Annotated in this window: 18 protein-coding genes, 2 tRNA genes and 1 pseudogene; 3 read left to right on the top strand and 18 right to left on the bottom strand. The window is 45.7% G+C overall.

The annotated features are described in order from the left end of the window. The 11 genes from AACS05_RS07710 to AACS05_RS07660 form a co-directional block, all read right to left on the bottom strand. Positions 1-321 (bottom strand): M15 family metallopeptidase (locus tag AACS05_RS07710; protein WP_045441308.1); only part of this gene is annotated, 321 nt, incomplete at its 3' end. Between the two features lie 92 nt (positions 322-413). After that, complete coding sequence (locus AACS05_RS07705; protein ID WP_045441307.1) at positions 414-785, bottom strand: enterotoxin; 372 nt, start codon at positions 783-785, stop codon at positions 414-416. Then, positions 775-1,560 carry an enterotoxin A family protein gene (locus AACS05_RS07700; protein WP_045441306.1) on the bottom strand — a complete coding sequence of 262 codons (786 nt, stop codon included), beginning with the start codon at positions 1,558-1,560 and terminating at the stop codon, positions 775-777. The genes AACS05_RS07705 and AACS05_RS07700 overlap by 11 nt, the downstream gene beginning before the upstream one ends. 163 nt (positions 1,561-1,723) lie before the next feature. Further along, positions 1,724-2,002 (bottom strand): phage holin family protein, encoded by a 279-nt coding sequence (locus AACS05_RS07695; protein ID WP_045441305.1) that lies wholly within the window; start codon positions 2,000-2,002, stop codon positions 1,724-1,726. Then, a complete protein-coding gene (locus AACS05_RS07690; RefSeq protein ID WP_144243059.1) occupies positions 1,992-2,384 on the bottom strand; it encodes a putative holin in 393 nt (130 codons plus the stop codon). The genes AACS05_RS07695 and AACS05_RS07690 overlap by 11 nt, the downstream gene beginning before the upstream one ends. A gap of 87 nt (positions 2,385-2,471) precedes the next feature. Further along, positions 2,472-2,624 carry a DUF3927 family protein gene (locus AACS05_RS07685; protein WP_045441303.1) on the bottom strand — a complete coding sequence of 51 codons (153 nt, stop codon included), beginning with the start codon at positions 2,622-2,624 and terminating at the stop codon, positions 2,472-2,474. Further along, positions 2,621-3,046, bottom strand: a complete 426-nt coding sequence (locus tag AACS05_RS07680; RefSeq protein ID WP_045441302.1) for a tellurite resistance TerB family protein — start codon at positions 3,044-3,046, stop codon at positions 2,621-2,623. Before AACS05_RS07680 ends, AACS05_RS07685 begins: the two co-directional genes overlap by 4 nt. 1,171 nt (positions 3,047-4,217) lie before the next feature. Further along, positions 4,218-4,292: transfer RNA gene (locus AACS05_RS07675), tRNA-Gly, on the bottom strand. A gap of 3 nt (positions 4,293-4,295) precedes the next feature. Further along, positions 4,296-4,371: transfer RNA gene (locus AACS05_RS07670), tRNA-Thr, on the bottom strand. 186 nt (positions 4,372-4,557) lie between these two features. Further along, positions 4,558-5,604 (bottom strand): DNA-methyltransferase, encoded by a 1,047-nt coding sequence (locus AACS05_RS07665; protein ID WP_045441301.1) that lies wholly within the window; start codon positions 5,602-5,604, stop codon positions 4,558-4,560. A 150-nt stretch (positions 5,605-5,754) separates the two neighbouring features. Then, positions 5,755-5,982 carry a TrmB family transcriptional regulator gene (locus AACS05_RS07660; protein ID WP_223306980.1) on the bottom strand — a complete coding sequence of 76 codons (228 nt, stop codon included), beginning with the start codon at positions 5,980-5,982 and terminating at the stop codon, positions 5,755-5,757. Positions 5,983-6,216: 234 nt separating this feature from the next. On the opposite strand from AACS05_RS07660, the gene AACS05_RS07655 reads away from it, so the two are divergent. From AACS05_RS07655 to AACS05_RS07645, 3 genes are all read left to right on the top strand, one after another. After that, positions 6,217-7,317 carry a hypothetical protein gene (locus AACS05_RS07655; RefSeq protein ID WP_045441299.1) on the top strand — a complete coding sequence of 367 codons (1,101 nt, stop codon included), beginning with the start codon at positions 6,217-6,219 and terminating at the stop codon, positions 7,315-7,317. A gap of 155 nt (positions 7,318-7,472) precedes the next feature. Further along, complete coding sequence (locus AACS05_RS07650; protein ID WP_144243058.1) at positions 7,473-7,775, top strand: hypothetical protein; 303 nt, start codon at positions 7,473-7,475, stop codon at positions 7,773-7,775. A gap of 37 nt (positions 7,776-7,812) precedes the next feature. Continuing rightward, positions 7,813-8,778 (top strand): DNA adenine methylase, encoded by a 966-nt coding sequence (locus AACS05_RS07645; RefSeq protein ID WP_045441297.1) that lies wholly within the window; start codon positions 7,813-7,815, stop codon positions 8,776-8,778. A 20-nt stretch (positions 8,779-8,798) separates the two neighbouring features. On the opposite strand, the gene AACS05_RS07640 is transcribed toward AACS05_RS07645, so the two are convergent. The 7 genes and pseudogenes from AACS05_RS07640 to AACS05_RS07610 form a co-directional block, all read right to left on the bottom strand. Then, a complete protein-coding gene (locus AACS05_RS07640) occupies positions 8,799-9,143 on the bottom strand; it encodes an antiterminator Q family protein (protein ID WP_045441296.1) in 345 nt (114 codons plus the stop codon). Beyond that, entirely contained in the window at positions 9,143-9,400 is a 258-nt protein-coding gene (locus tag AACS05_RS07635) for a hypothetical protein (RefSeq protein ID WP_045441295.1), read from the bottom strand. Before AACS05_RS07635 ends, AACS05_RS07640 begins: the two co-directional genes overlap by 1 nt. After that, the gene (locus tag AACS05_RS07630; RefSeq protein ID WP_045441294.1) at positions 9,397-10,788 is read right to left on the bottom strand and encodes a replicative DNA helicase; all 1,392 of its coding nucleotides are present in this window, start codon (positions 10,786-10,788) and stop codon (positions 9,397-9,399) included. The genes AACS05_RS07635 and AACS05_RS07630 overlap by 4 nt, the downstream gene beginning before the upstream one ends. Next, a complete protein-coding gene (locus AACS05_RS07625) occupies positions 10,785-11,663 on the bottom strand; it encodes an ATP-binding protein (RefSeq protein WP_045441293.1) in 879 nt (292 codons plus the stop codon). Before AACS05_RS07625 ends, AACS05_RS07630 begins: the two co-directional genes overlap by 4 nt. A 109-nt stretch (positions 11,664-11,772) precedes the next feature. Next, positions 11,773-12,498: pseudogene (locus AACS05_RS07620) on the bottom strand (helix-turn-helix domain-containing protein); the annotation flags it as partial. Continuing rightward, positions 12,495-12,719, bottom strand: a complete 225-nt coding sequence (locus AACS05_RS07615) for a hypothetical protein (RefSeq protein ID WP_045441291.1) — start codon at positions 12,717-12,719, stop codon at positions 12,495-12,497. The gene AACS05_RS07615 and the pseudogene AACS05_RS07620, both read right to left, overlap by 4 nt. Further along, on the bottom strand, positions 12,716-13,483 hold a 768-nt coding region (locus AACS05_RS07610; RefSeq protein ID WP_081918191.1), incomplete at its 5' end, for a Rha family phage regulatory protein. The genes AACS05_RS07615 and AACS05_RS07610, both read right to left, overlap by 4 nt.

Raw genomic sequence — 13,483 nt, 5'->3', positions numbered from 1 at the left:
CAATGGGTGGTTCCCACGCTCTGCTGCAGCTTGCTTAAATGCCCAGGCAATTTTCTCGTATAACGGCCAGTCCCAGGATATCTGGCTGCCGACGTAGGCCACAACATCAACCGCATCACCAGTCAGGTGGCGACTGTTCATCGTCTGGCTTTTGCCTTCGGCGACCAGTTGTTTCTGTCGCTCTTTCGTGCGCAACCCTTCACTAATACCGAAATCAACTTCGGTCAATTCCAACGCCCGACGAACTACAGCCACCAGTTGCGGCTTAACACCTTCCAGATTTTTTTCACTGCGACGACTAAATCTGAATTTTCCCGACATACTTAGCTCTCGTATTCAGTTTTTCTTTTATAAACAGATATTGCCCCAACATATGGGGGCAAAAAAAAATAGAATCAAGAAATAATTGACACTCACGACTCTCGATCTAACTCCATAGCCCAAATATGATTTGGACTAGAAGAAGCCTTTGCACACAAATTTACTTTCGTGTCGGAGAGGATGGCTGCCATTGCAGTTTTCCTGATTTCGCTAGTTAAGACATTATCCGGATAACCTCGTCTCCCGGGAATATACCAAACACCTCCAGCATTACTTACCACATAAACCCCTCGAGTATTTGTGTTTATATCAGCTATATATTTCTTAAGTTGCACCCCAGTCACAATACCTGCAGTAGTTTGATTGCAAATACTTTTGAAGTGTTCACTCACACCTGCATGTACCTGACTAGATACAATACCAGTCATCAAAACAAGAGCACTGATTATTTTTTTAGAGTTCATCTCTTCCTCCATGTACAACAATGAAATCGTCTTCACTCATTAGAATCATTAAGGCCGACCTGCGTTTTAAAAGTTGTTTGAAATTTGTCAACTCATATTTCGATATTACATTTGTGGCAGAAGTGCACGACGAAACTTTAATTGCTTTATTATTCGGCGCACACTGATCCGGAGCAAATGCACTCCATGGCACTTCCCGCCATGCAGGGGAGTTGGCCGGAAACCCTGCAAGTTGATAACCATCTTCATTCGGAGCAACAGCTAACCCCCGAAACAAATCCCCTCTGTAATCCCGGTTACGTTGCATTCCGCCTTGTATAACGCCAAAAGAAACCCTGTACCACCCAATAATTTGTGACAATGGAATCCCGCCCAGAGCTGCGAATTCATTTTCGTTAGGGTACGGACTGTATCTTCCTAAAACACCATTTATATTAAACAAATTTGGAGCGGCAGTAATGACATATATATAATATTCGTTATAGCTCCCAAGAATATTTTGACCTATCAAGTGCGCCTGTCTAAGTGTCGTTGTAGTAGATACATAGCCGTCGTTGTAACGGGTATTACCAGTTACAGTACCACGGGCATGATCATATAAATTTATATTTACTGGCGTTCCACGATCATATGCTTCATTCTGCCCCCGAGATAATAACCCTCCTGCCCGCCTAATCTCTTCAGGAGTTCTGGCATCCGCTCTGTAAAAGTCATTTGCACTGGCGGATACCGAAAAAAAAGCAATAGAAAAAAACAGCAGTACCAATTTTTTCATAACATCCTTCTGAATTTACCTGTTACCGTCATGAAAATAACAACTTTAGCTAATCCAATTTACACTGGAGACATTGGCAAATAAATCTTGTGTTTCATTCCTCAGCAGTACCATGTCGAATTCAGCCAGCAGAGAAATTAAAAAACATCTTTTTTAATTTCTTTTAGACTCTCAATAACGACAGCATTTTTGACACGTTCCCGCGTGCCCATACCACAAGCGCACAGAACAACAGATTACCCAGCACCACGCCCCAGCTATCGGGAAGAGGACGACCGCACAGATAACTGAGCGGCGCGACCGCATAAACAAGCATCAGCAGCCAGGCCAGCCACGACACCAGCGGTTTATGCGTGGCATCTTTTCGGCGGTAGAAAAAAAGCGTCAGCACGATAACCGTACATAGCGCCACATTCAGCAGTCCGGGAAGATTACCTGCCATTGCCACCTCCCCCCCGCAGTCGGGAGAACAGGCCCGATATCAACGAACCGATATCCTGCTGATGGATAAACGACAGAATTTTTACTGACACTACCGACACCAGCACTGCGCACAATGCATCAATCGAGGCGCTGTCATATCCGGACTTATCAGCAAGGTATGAAGCCAGCACTTTGGCCCCCAGTACACCGATGATGAATGACACTACAAAATGCCCCGCAATCCTCCAGGCTGAAATCGCCTGCGGCATCGTGGCCACAAACAGCGCCCCGGCAAACGCGCCAAACACAATCCCAAAATCCGTACCAGTAAACACGCCGTAGGCAGTCGCTCCACCAAGCGCCACAGCAGTGCCAGTCCCGGATACGGGTTCCGTAGCCATAGAATCTCCTGTAATAAAAAAGGGCCACCAGCGGCCCATAAAAACAACACCCCATCAAAGGCACCCTCAGATGCCTTTTGTATGGTGCTATTCCGTTTTGCGAAGTAATGGCCAGAGCAGTGCAACCACTCCGGCCACCAGTACACCATCTGCCAGTATCGACATCAGGCGACCGGTAAAATCCACCGCCACTACCAGAAACAGCAGGACGGCAGCCAGCACAAGGCGCGCACTCTTCACAGGTACTGGTCCAGCGGCAGTTGCAGCGCCTGTGCAATTTTCTTCAGTTGCGCTTCTTCTTCCTGACCGATACCGTCCTGGTCAGCGATATCCAGACACAGGCACAACACATCAACCGCTTCAGGCGTACCCGCCACATCAGCCAGTTCACGCAATGCCTGAGCATTTGCGCTACGAGGAGATGCCTCATAACGTGCGCGGATATTGGCGCTCATCTGGGTAATCTCACCAGAGAACGGCGCAAAAGCCGGTAGTGCAGCAATGGTTTTCTCCAGTACCGCGATTTCTTTGGCGTCACAGGTGCCGTCAGCATATGCAATGGAATACGCACCCCAAACGGTAGCTTCTACTGCATCACGGTTCTCCATCTTCTTCACTTCAACAATTGCCTTGCGGGTTTTCTTTTTGAAAATACCAAACATCGTGACTTTTCCTTTTAGCGGGTGAGCCTGCGCCCAGGAGTGACCAGCCCACAGAGAAAGTCACACTGACCATCCCGTAAGCTCACCCCTGAAAGGCTCTGTGGTTTTTGATATGCGCCGGGCGTGGCGCGGATATAAAAAAGGCCCGCCGTAGCGGACCTCAGAAACGACAAAACCCGCACGATGGCGGGTTTCAATAAACTGGTGCTATTTTTATTTTTTGCATAACAAATTCGGTTGGGCCATCCCCGAATGATTTCCCTATGCCTGCCTCAGCTACTTATTCGGAAATGACCCATTCGAATTCTATACAATAAAACTAAGTTATAAGATATGACATCAGCTCACCACATTCCCAGAATCACCCCTCAGAATAAGGCGGCAAGGGCTATCATGAATATCCCTGCAAAAATTGTTATGTCTGCTATCAGCTTATTCGAGTGCTTATCTGCCAAATGCACAATAAAGAAGCAAAGCATCCCACCTAATACAAACCATACTCCCAATACTCTCCCCTCCTTTTCTCCACAGAGTAAATAAAAAAAGCCACCTCACGGGAGGTGGTGGCTAAAACGCATGTGATTGATTTTTATTATTGATCGTATCACTTGCTACATGTGATAAGTGTTACAGAATTGAGGTGTCGGGTGCCTCCCGAAACATATCACCTGCCTCAAGTAATATGCCAATGGCCTTCGTCTGAAGCTCTCCAAACCATCCCCGCACCTGGGGAGCACCTCAATTGTTAATGCAGTGCTGGGTTCGTTCCCAGGGAGTTCAGGAGCAGCAACCTGAACCCGCAACGATTTTGATCAAACGCAGACGATAATGCTGCCTTGCCCCACATTATTTGCAGGCTCACTGCATTTAAATGACGTCTCATCGTATTACCAACACTACGCTCGCACCTGCCTACTACGAAAGACGTCATTCAAATCCAATAAAAAACTGTGATGCGTGAATTGCCAGTAACGTTAACGGCAACTCAGGAAGTGTTGCGACGCTTGTTTCCCTAACCATCCCCATGAAACCAGGTTCATCCACACCACAAATCAGCAATAACCAACAACAATTAATACCCTTTCAGTTCGAGAGTCATTCCTGGTGTCATCAATAGCACAAGGATAGAGGTCAGAAATGTCTCTCAATTTTCAGGAACCCTACATATTCCTGGAGCGGGCAGCGGGAATCGAACCCGCATCATCAGCTTGGAAGGCTGAGGTAATAGCCATTATACGATGTCCGCATATGGTGCCGACTACCGGAATCGAACTGGTGACCTACTGATTACAAGTCAGTTGCTCTACCTACTGAGCTAAGTCGGCATGAAGGTTCATTTATGGGCAGACTTGACCGAGCGATAAAAGTCGTCCCCTCAGAACCGGAGGGGGAATAATAACGATGAAAAAAACAATTTCAACAAAAATAATCCGAAAGAAAATTCAAGATAAGTAAAAATATCTTTAATTTTGTATTTTATACAAACACCAAACAAAAAAATTAAATACCAGTTAAAAACTCATTTGAATTTCACTAACAGTTTGATTAAATCTTTCTTCCTCAAGTTCCACACCGATTGCCCGACGCCCCAACGCCAACGCCGCTTTTATTGTTGACCCGGACCCCATAAAGAAATCCGCAACCAAATCACCAGGGCGGCTGCTGGCCTCAATTATCTGCCTCAGCATGTCCGCCGGTTTTTCACAAGGATGCTTGCCTGGATAAAACTGCACGGGCTTGTGCGTCCAGACGTCAGTGTAGGGAACCAGTGCCGACACAGAAAAATGACGCCGCAGTGATTTGTACTCCTCCAGCAGGCTGGCATATTGCCGGTTCAGTTCACCGTATGTAGCCATCAGCTGGTGGTGTGGTTTTTCCAGCTCACCGCGCTGGTGTTTTTCTGCCGCAACCTGCGCAAACAACGCCTTCAATTTCCGATAATCGTCCGCGTTCGGTAACTGCCACTGGCTGACACCAAACCAGTGTGAGGCCATATTTTTCTTGCCCGTAGCATCGGCAATCTGTTTTGCCGTAATACCCAACGCATCGCGTGCATCACGGAAGTATGAAATCAATGGGGCCATAACGTGCTGTTTCAGCTCCCGGCCTTTTGCAGCATAGCCGTCACTTTTGGGCTGATATGGCCCCTGGTAATGTTCGGCAAACAGAATGCGCTCTGTGGCCGGGAAATACGCCCGCAGGCTTTCTTTATTGCACCCATTCCAGCGTCCGGATGGCTTTGCCCAGATAATGTGGTTAAGCACATTGAAACGCCCGCGCATCATGATTTCGATATCAGATGCCAGGCGATGCCCACAAAACAAGTAAAGACTTCCGGCAGGTTTCAGTACCCGCCAGAACTGCGCCAGACACCAGTCCAGCCATTTCAGGTAGTCGCCGTCTCCCTTCCACTGGTTATCCCAGTCGTTGGGTTTCACTTTGAAGTAAGGCGGATCAGTAACAATTAAATCGACGGAGTTTTCAGGCAGTGTCTGGATAAATTTCAGGCAATCAGCATTAACCAACTCACAACTGGATATTTTTACAGTATTTTTCATAGATCAGTAAGCATAACTTTGTTAGGCTCACATCGCTTTTGCGCGAAAGCAGTGGGCCATGGTTTGCTTGTGACCTGGATGCATGAGCAAATGGCTGGCAGGTGCCGCTAACACCCACCAGTCGCCCATTTTCACAACGGGAAGCCGCCATTACTGGCAGCGCTTGTAACAACCGAACTGATAAAAAGCCAGCCCCGCCATTACCAGCTGCGTCAGTATAAACTGGCAGCGGGCCAGACTCGTGTGCGTACGTTCCGCAATATCACCGGCAGTGGCCGGTGCGGTGGTCAGTTCAGCATAAATAGCTTTCGCCTCAGATGTCATATCCTGCTGTTTTAGCATGTCTTTTTCCCTTTTCTGGTTAACGTGACATACCAATAACTCTTGTCAAAAAAGCCAGCAAGATGAAAACGCGACATTCGCAACCACCAGCACGTTTACCGTACTGCGCCACTTTTCAGGCACTAAAAAACCTGCTCGGCGACGGGTTTAAGTTGTGTGGCAAAGTAACCACTCTTAACAGCTTACATACTTTTTTGCGTACGCGTTAGAACTTCTGTAAAATCATCATGTTCTGGTTAATAGACTACCCAAAACTCTTGAGGGATTATAATGTTTGGTAAAAACAATCTTACATCCAAAGCAATATCATCATTATTATTAGATACAAACAACCCAAGACTTATTGGCTACAGAAAACAAGGAAAGTTAAAAACTGAAAAAGATATAATAAATGTCATGCTCTCTAACTATGCAATTAAAGAGCTAATTGTATCTATTTTAACGAATGGTTACCACCCAGATGAAGTGTTATTTTCCATCCCTTGTGAAAATGGAAGCAATAAGAGAATTATTGTTGAAGGAAACAGAAGGTTAACAGCCTGCAAAGTATTAAAAAAACCTGAAATTTTAAAAAACACTGCGCACTCACATTTAATATCAAAAATTAAAAACCATAAGAATTATGAAGCTGCAGTAGAAACCATAAAAAAAATCAATATTATTGAACTAAAAGATCGCGCTGCTGCACGAACATACATTGCATCAAAGCACACAAAGGAATCAATAAGAAGATGGAGTGTATATACACAAGGGGCATATTACATTGACCTTCTGAGTGAATTCAAAACTATTAATGACGTACGTGCATCAATTAACAATACGGTTCCAACATCTAGGGTAAAAAGCGTCATCCTTTTCTCGAGGATAACTGATAAAATTCTTGAAATCGAGACTCTTACCCCACAAGAGAAAGATTTAATTCTTTCTGATATTGATAACGCTAAAGTAGAGGCTATTTTGAGACTAATCCAACGCTCTGAATTTAGGGAGAGAATTGGAATAATTAATCTTAATTCTTTTGGTGAATTAATTATCAGAAAAATATCACCAGCAGCATTTAATTATATACTTGCCCAAATGGCAAGAGATGCACACTTTACAAAAGAACTCACAACCCGACAAGAAAATGACGAAAAAATCAGCCTTTATATGGACAGGCTAATTAAGATTGCTGAAAAATTCACACCTTGCGAAGAAGATGATAGTGATTTTTTAGAAGAAGAACTGAACCTTGACCTTTCAGACGATGGTGATGAGACAACCGAAAAAAATCTTCTTGATGCCGACTCAACAGACGGAGTAAAAGAAAAGAATGAAATGACTCCTTCTCAATCTCCTGTAAGAAAAAATAAAAAAATGTTTATCTCTTAAATAAAAAAACAGCATTCACAAACTATCACCAAAAAATCGATGATTTAATAGAAGAAGCTAAAAGACTTCACTTCATCAGATTCAAACACAGTGCAATGTTGCTAAGTAGAACACTTATACAAGTGATTCTATCCCATTTCATAAAACAATCAACAATGCATGAAGAATATAAAAAGACAAGTACATTCAAATATCTGGATTTAGACTCTTTGTTAGATTTTTTTAGCAAGAATTTTGCTAAATTATTTCCTGGTGAAGAAAAAACTCCTGATGCTAAGCTTATCAAGCAAACAATCGCAAGCTATAAAGATTCAGGAAAAATAATCGCTAACCTAACAACACACCACGATTTACACATACTAACAGACCAAGAAATCATTCACATACAAGGAAAACTACAGATTTTTGTTGATTATTTTATCAACAAAATACAATGTGTCCATGAAAACAATAATTAAGTATAATGCCTTCGAGACGTCACCGGGGATATAGTAAATGCGAACGTATGAATTGGAACACATAAAAAACATTAAAAAACAATCAGTTATGAAGATGCTTGGTTTGCCTACAATACCTTCAGGCATTTCTCCGTTCCGGTATCCCGGTGGCAAAGCGAAGCTATCCAGTTTCATTGCTCTATTTGTTGTAACAAACAGATTAGAAGGATGCACTCTTGTTGAGCCTTTTTGTGGTGGCGCGGGTGGTACCCTTCCATTATTATGTGCCGGATTAATTGACCGACTGGTTCTTAACGATCTAAATCCTGGTGTATATAGCTTCTGGATATCGCTAACCAAAAACACAAATGCGTTAGTAAATATGATTGAAAATGAGCCAGTAACCATTGATGCTTGGCAACATTGGAGAGAAGTTTATTACTCAACAGATATAAAAAAACATACAACCTTAGAAAAAGGTTTTGCAACTTTTTTCCTAAATAGAACAAATCGTTCTGGTATGCTGCACGCAGGGCCTATTGGAGGACAAAAACAATCCAATTCAGATTATAAATTAGATTGTCGTTTTACTAAAAAAACATTAATACAGCGCATTGAAAGATTAGCTGGTTTGTCTAATAAAATCTCTGTAAGTCAGAAGGACGCTAGTGATTCAATTCACAACCTTTCTTCAGATAGTCTTATATATGCAGATCCCCCATATGTTAAAGAGGGACGCAATATATACAGTAACTTCTGCTTCTCTGATGAGGATCATCGGCGGTTTTCATCAAAACTAAAAAGAAGCAAAGCTCATTGGTTATTGTCTTATGATGATCATCCTTTGATACACAAGTTATATGAAAAAACCGGAATTAATATCATTGAATTAAGTTACGCCATAAACAAGGCTAAAATCGGTAGAGAGTTACTGATTGCATCAACAAACTCAAGACAACCGTCTTTTGATTTGATTGATACAGAAGCTGTAACTATTAGTGATAATATTTTACTCGCCAACTAAGAGGGCTACGCCCTCTTCTTTTAGGATAAAATTGTTAATATCCCTTCAATAAATCCTAATGCAGTTTGTAACTCTTTTCTTATAGTTCCATCAGAACATTTTCTTTTTTTTGCAATAGTTCGTAACGATATACCAATAACAAAATGGGCAATAATTAACTCATATTCCTCTGGTTTATACTTCCGCAGGCGGGCAACACACCCGTCTATCATAATTCCTTCATCATCATCGCACTGTAGGCGTGACTTTTTACCGTGTGGCAGAATCCCCTTGAAGCCCGCCGCTATAGGCTGCCAATCGACACCGCTATTTTCCGCCGCAGCCCAAGCCCCCCAGCGATCTAAAACTTCATATATATCACGCATCAGCGCAAAACCTCCTGCACAAGTTTCTCAAACTTTCCGACTTTGGTTTCCAGCTCTGCCACACAGTCCACCAGTTCATCTACCGCTTTCTGTGCGCGATGCTTCGCCTGCATCAATTCCCGAAGCGCGGGTGCCATATCTTTACGGATGGCGTCTTTTGTTATGCCCGTTTTTTCGAGTTGTTCAGCATGACGCAGCATTTCCTGCGCCTGTTTGCGTAATTGTTCCGGAGTAAAAGTTAAAGTCTGGTTGTTCAAAAGAAACGCTCCATCTTACTGCTGTCGGTACGTGTATTGCTGTATCTGCGCGGCTGGGGCCGCTGCATTGGGGTGGAAAGAACCTGAGCACTTTCCTGATCTACAGGCAGAAAATGCCCGTTACAGAAGCGACGATAAACGGTCCCCAGAGAACCATTTCGTTGCTTGGTGATATTAATTTCCGCAATCCCCTTAGCCTGGGTTTCTGGGTTATAAACTTCATCGCGATAAAGCATCAGAATGATGTCTGCATCAGCCTCTATTTCGCCGGAGTTTTTCAGATCTGAGTTCATCGGGCGTTTGTTGGGTCTGGATTCAACATTACGCGACAGCTGACTAAGGGCGATTACCGGCGTTCTGTTAGACTTGGCCAGCCCTTTTAAACCCTTTGAAATTTCACCCACTGCAAGATCGTGACGGCTGGTGCTACGGGTTTTAATCAGTCCGAGGTAGTCGACAACGACAAGGGCAGTTTCCGGGTATTTCATCTGGTGGCGGGTAGCCGTTGCACAAATTTCATCAATCGTCAGACCACTTTGATCCACCATCCAGATATTGCGGCCACTCATGCGTCCAATGCCCTGAGAAAAACGCGCCCAGTCCTCATCCTCAAAGCGCTCAACATTTTTCAGGCGTGATACCGGCATCCCACCAGCGGCAGACACCATACGTTCCGCAATCTGGATATTTGCCATCTCCATCGTGAACAGCAATACCCCGTATCCCTGCTCTGTCACCTTGTCGATGATATCCAGCGCCAGTTCGGTTTTACCCATCGATGGACGGGCAGCAATGAATACCAGGTCTGTAGGCTCTATGCCTCCTGTTTTCTCATCCAGCTCACTGATACCCGTCATCAAAGAACGGGGATTTTCCACGCCCTGATTTCTCTCTTCCACCCTCTGAACGACATCAGGCAATACGTCATCAATATGAACAGGTTGAATAACCGTTGCATCCGTGGATATGGTAGCCATAACGTTCTGCGCGGTTTTCAGCGCTTCTTCTGCTGCTTCACTGGTATGTGCTTCACGCATTCCACGAATAGCTTCGTTCAGTGCTTTTTCTGCATCGCGAAGCGCCGCATTCCGCCGCAGCGCATTAACGTAATACTCCAGAGAAGATTTCGCCCAGGCCTTACGCCCGGCATCAGTAATCACAGAAGCCAATTCAGGCATGTCGTTACACAACAACACCGGGTCAATAACACCGGTATTGCGAGCCTGCCGACAAATTTCCACGTAAATATCGCGGTACTGGCGCACAGAGAACACCTCAGCAGGCAAATGAGCAACAACATCCAGCACTTCAGGATCCGCGCCACGCAGTAGGAATGCGCCAATTACTGCGCCTTCAAGATCATCATTGCGCCATACTGGATTGCTCATGCTGCCACACCTCCAATATGCGCACGGTAGCTGGGCCAGTTAAACGACAGCCAGTTACGACCACCATCCGTGACCCTGTCGGCAATTCGGGGACTGATAAACGCCCACAACTCTTCCGGAGAAAGGTTGCTGATCAAAATTGTCGGTAAAACGCTTTCGTAACGCGCATTGATGATTTCCTGAAGAATTGCCATTTCAGCCGCACTACCAAACTGAACGCCTACCTCGTCGATGATCAGCAAATCCAGTGACGCATAATGCTCGATGACCTCATCCGCTGTTTTTTCGCTGTCGTTCCGCCAGCAGTTTTTCACCGCGCGGGTTAGGCGCATCACGTCAGTAATCTCCACTCTGGCCAGATGGTTACGGATGATGTGTTTTGCCATAGCCACAGCCAGATGGTTCTTTCCAGTGCCACAGCTGCCAGTCAGAACAAGACTTGTGCCGTTCTCGAGAACATCAGCCCAGTTTTCCGCATAGCGACGGCAGGCTGCAAGATTCCTGGCTGCGTCAGGATTAATTTCCAGATAGTTTTCAAACTCACAGTCGCAAAACCGGAAGGCAATGCCCGCGTCTTCAATCAGAGCATCGGCTTTCAGCGCCACTAACGCCCGATGTGTCACGCTAATCTCATCCGCCAGACACTCCGGACAGCGGGAGATTTTTAAGGCTGTCTCACCATGTCGCTCGTCCCATTCCAGGATATGCGTGTTGTATTCGCCGTGTTTTTCGCAGCATCCTGCGCCTTCTGCTTCCCGGCAGGCGCGGTAAGGCCACGGTTTTTCCCCTGTCTTCGCAAATGCCAGCTCTGCCTGTAGCTCATCCATTTGCGCCTGCAGTCTTGATTGTTTTTCACGCTGACCAAACGTCATCATCGCTATCACCTCAGAATGTCAGTTTGTTACTGGATTTACCGAATTTGTCAGACATGGCACCAAGGCCAGACAGGACATCAACCTGTCGCAGCCGCCCACCTCCGGGAGCGGCTGGCTGTTGCCAGAATTCATCGAAGTGGCGATCGGGTCCAAAGAACGTCGCAGCCTGTTTCACGAACTGTGTGCCAGTATTTCCTGTAGCGCGTACCCAGGCGGCATACCGCTTCACGCCATCAAGCATGGTCTCCGGTTTTATTCCCTCCCTGATACGGGCTTTCCAGGCTTTGAAGGCTGCTGACTTGGAATTGCCACCAGCACGTTTGGGATATTCCTGCCAGGCCTGTTCAAATTCCGGTGAATATTCCTGCCGAGCAGAACGCGCTGGTGCAGACGCGTCAGCGGATGCGCCAATTGTTGGTTCATTGACTGGTTCATTGACTGGTTCAAAAGAGTGACTGGTTCTGGGTGAATCTCCTGCACTACCCCCTAGTGAATATCCTGCACCACCTGGTGAATTTGCTTCACTAGGTGGTGAATTATTTGCACTACCCCCTAGTGAATTTCCTGCACCATCCAGATACAGACGATAGATATTACTTGAGTTACCTTTTTCACCTTTCCGGGTGACTTTTTTTACCAATCCGGACTCACAAAGCGCCGCAATATGATTCATCACCGAGCGTTTGGTGATCTCACACTGATCGGCAATATGCTGGTAGCTCGGCCAGCACTCCCCCTGATCGCTGGCGTTATCCGCCAGCTTAACCAGAACCAGTTTTCGCAATGGATTCCCCACACGAATTTTCATCGCTTTAACCATCAGCTCCATGCTCATAGAGCACCTCCCAGGCGTTTAAACATTTTTCCGGACTGAAACGCCACCAGCGGATAACTGATGGTGTAGCTACGTCCCTGTAGTTCACACACGACTTTCTGGCTTTCGGTGCTGACCAGGCAAACCCGCAGAACGTGACCGTTGCTGGTGGCGAACCACTGCCCCACACGGGGGCAACGGTTGTATCGGTGATACAGGGAATTAACGACTCGACGAATCATGGGCGCACCTCCTTGTCAGAACCATTGAGCCTGGAATCAACAAGTGCTGCGCCAAATACAGCATCTCCTACACGGTCGTACAGTTTGCTCGCCAGCGGAGATTCAACGGCCTTAAGCATGGGATAAAGCTGGCTTTTCCAGATTTGATGGATTTCACGCAAATGCAGGTATACGCCTCTGGCGTTTCGTGCGACGGCTGACATATCAGCCGCACCAGCACCTGATAAACTCTTCTCCATCTGGTTAAAGGCATTGATGTATGCCTCTTTGAAACGAGCAGCACGCTTACCAGTGAACCCCATAGCAAGAAACGCGAAGCCGTCGCGGGTGATTTGATAGCAAGGGAGTTTGCGACCTGTGCAATCGATGTATTCACTGGGCTGAAAATTCAGCTCAGCAAATTCAACCGAGCATTCAAGCATCTGGATTTTTTGAATAACGTTTTTATGTTGCTTGCAGAAATATTCGGCGACTGCCAAAGAAGAGGTAACGACCTTACCGTGGATAACATCGATTTTTGGGTGAGTTTGGGTAGGGGTGGTTGCCATAGTGACATCCTCATGTGCGAATTTTGAAAACTCACCACATAAGACGCCAATCATAGAGGTGGTGAGACGTACAGGGTTGGCGTAACCGGTCGCACATGACCCCGGCGCATCTTTCGATGCCCCTGCACGCCCCACCATAATTTGGATGTGAGGAAACGTGCGCAAAAAAACCGCTGAAGCGCGGTTATGCGCATGTGCGAATTTCAGGACGCCAAT

This window comes from Citrobacter sp. S-77 (assembly GCF_963864895.1).
GTDB classification, from domain to species: Bacteria; Pseudomonadota; Gammaproteobacteria; order Enterobacterales; family Enterobacteriaceae; genus Citrobacter; species Citrobacter murliniae.
Note: the sequence above shows the minus strand (reverse complement) of the source record. Positions and strands in the feature narration are given on the sequence as shown.

What these genes read in the sequence shown, in the direction of transcription:
- AACS05_RS07615 (WP_045441291.1), bottom strand. Translation starts at nt 12,719, where the DNA reads ATGATTCGTCGAGTCGTTAATTCCCTGTATCACCGATACAACCGTTGC.
- AACS05_RS07650 (WP_144243058.1), top strand. Translation starts at nt 7,473, where the DNA reads ATGCATGAAGAATATAAAAAGACAAGTACATTCAAATATCTGGATTTA.
- AACS05_RS07705 (WP_045441307.1), bottom strand. Translation starts at nt 785, where the DNA reads ATGAACTCTAAAAAAATAATCAGTGCTCTTGTTTTGATGACTGGTATT.
- AACS05_RS07700 (WP_045441306.1), bottom strand. Translation starts at nt 1,560, where the DNA reads ATGAAAAAATTGGTACTGCTGTTTTTTTCTATTGCTTTTTTTTCGGTA.
- AACS05_RS07680 (WP_045441302.1), bottom strand. Translation starts at nt 3,046, where the DNA reads ATGTTTGGTATTTTCAAAAAGAAAACCCGCAAGGCAATTGTTGAAGTG.
- AACS05_RS07630 (WP_045441294.1), bottom strand. Translation starts at nt 10,788, where the DNA reads ATGAGCAATCCAGTATGGCGCAATGATGATCTTGAAGGCGCAGTAATT.
- AACS05_RS07625 (WP_045441293.1), bottom strand. Translation starts at nt 11,663, where the DNA reads ATGATGACGTTTGGTCAGCGTGAAAAACAATCAAGACTGCAGGCGCAA.
- AACS05_RS07645 (WP_045441297.1), top strand. Translation starts at nt 7,813, where the DNA reads ATGCGAACGTATGAATTGGAACACATAAAAAACATTAAAAAACAATCA.
- AACS05_RS07695 (WP_045441305.1), bottom strand. Translation starts at nt 2,002, where the DNA reads ATGGCAGGTAATCTTCCCGGACTGCTGAATGTGGCGCTATGTACGGTT.
- AACS05_RS07665 (WP_045441301.1), bottom strand. Translation starts at nt 5,604, where the DNA reads ATGAAAAATACTGTAAAAATATCCAGTTGTGAGTTGGTTAATGCTGAT.
- AACS05_RS07655 (WP_045441299.1), top strand. Translation starts at nt 6,217, where the DNA reads ATGTTTGGTAAAAACAATCTTACATCCAAAGCAATATCATCATTATTA.
- AACS05_RS07690 (WP_144243059.1), bottom strand. Translation starts at nt 2,384, where the DNA reads ATGGCTACGGAACCCGTATCCGGGACTGGCACTGCTGTGGCGCTTGGT.
- AACS05_RS07640 (WP_045441296.1), bottom strand. Translation starts at nt 9,143, where the DNA reads ATGCGTGATATATATGAAGTTTTAGATCGCTGGGGGGCTTGGGCTGCG.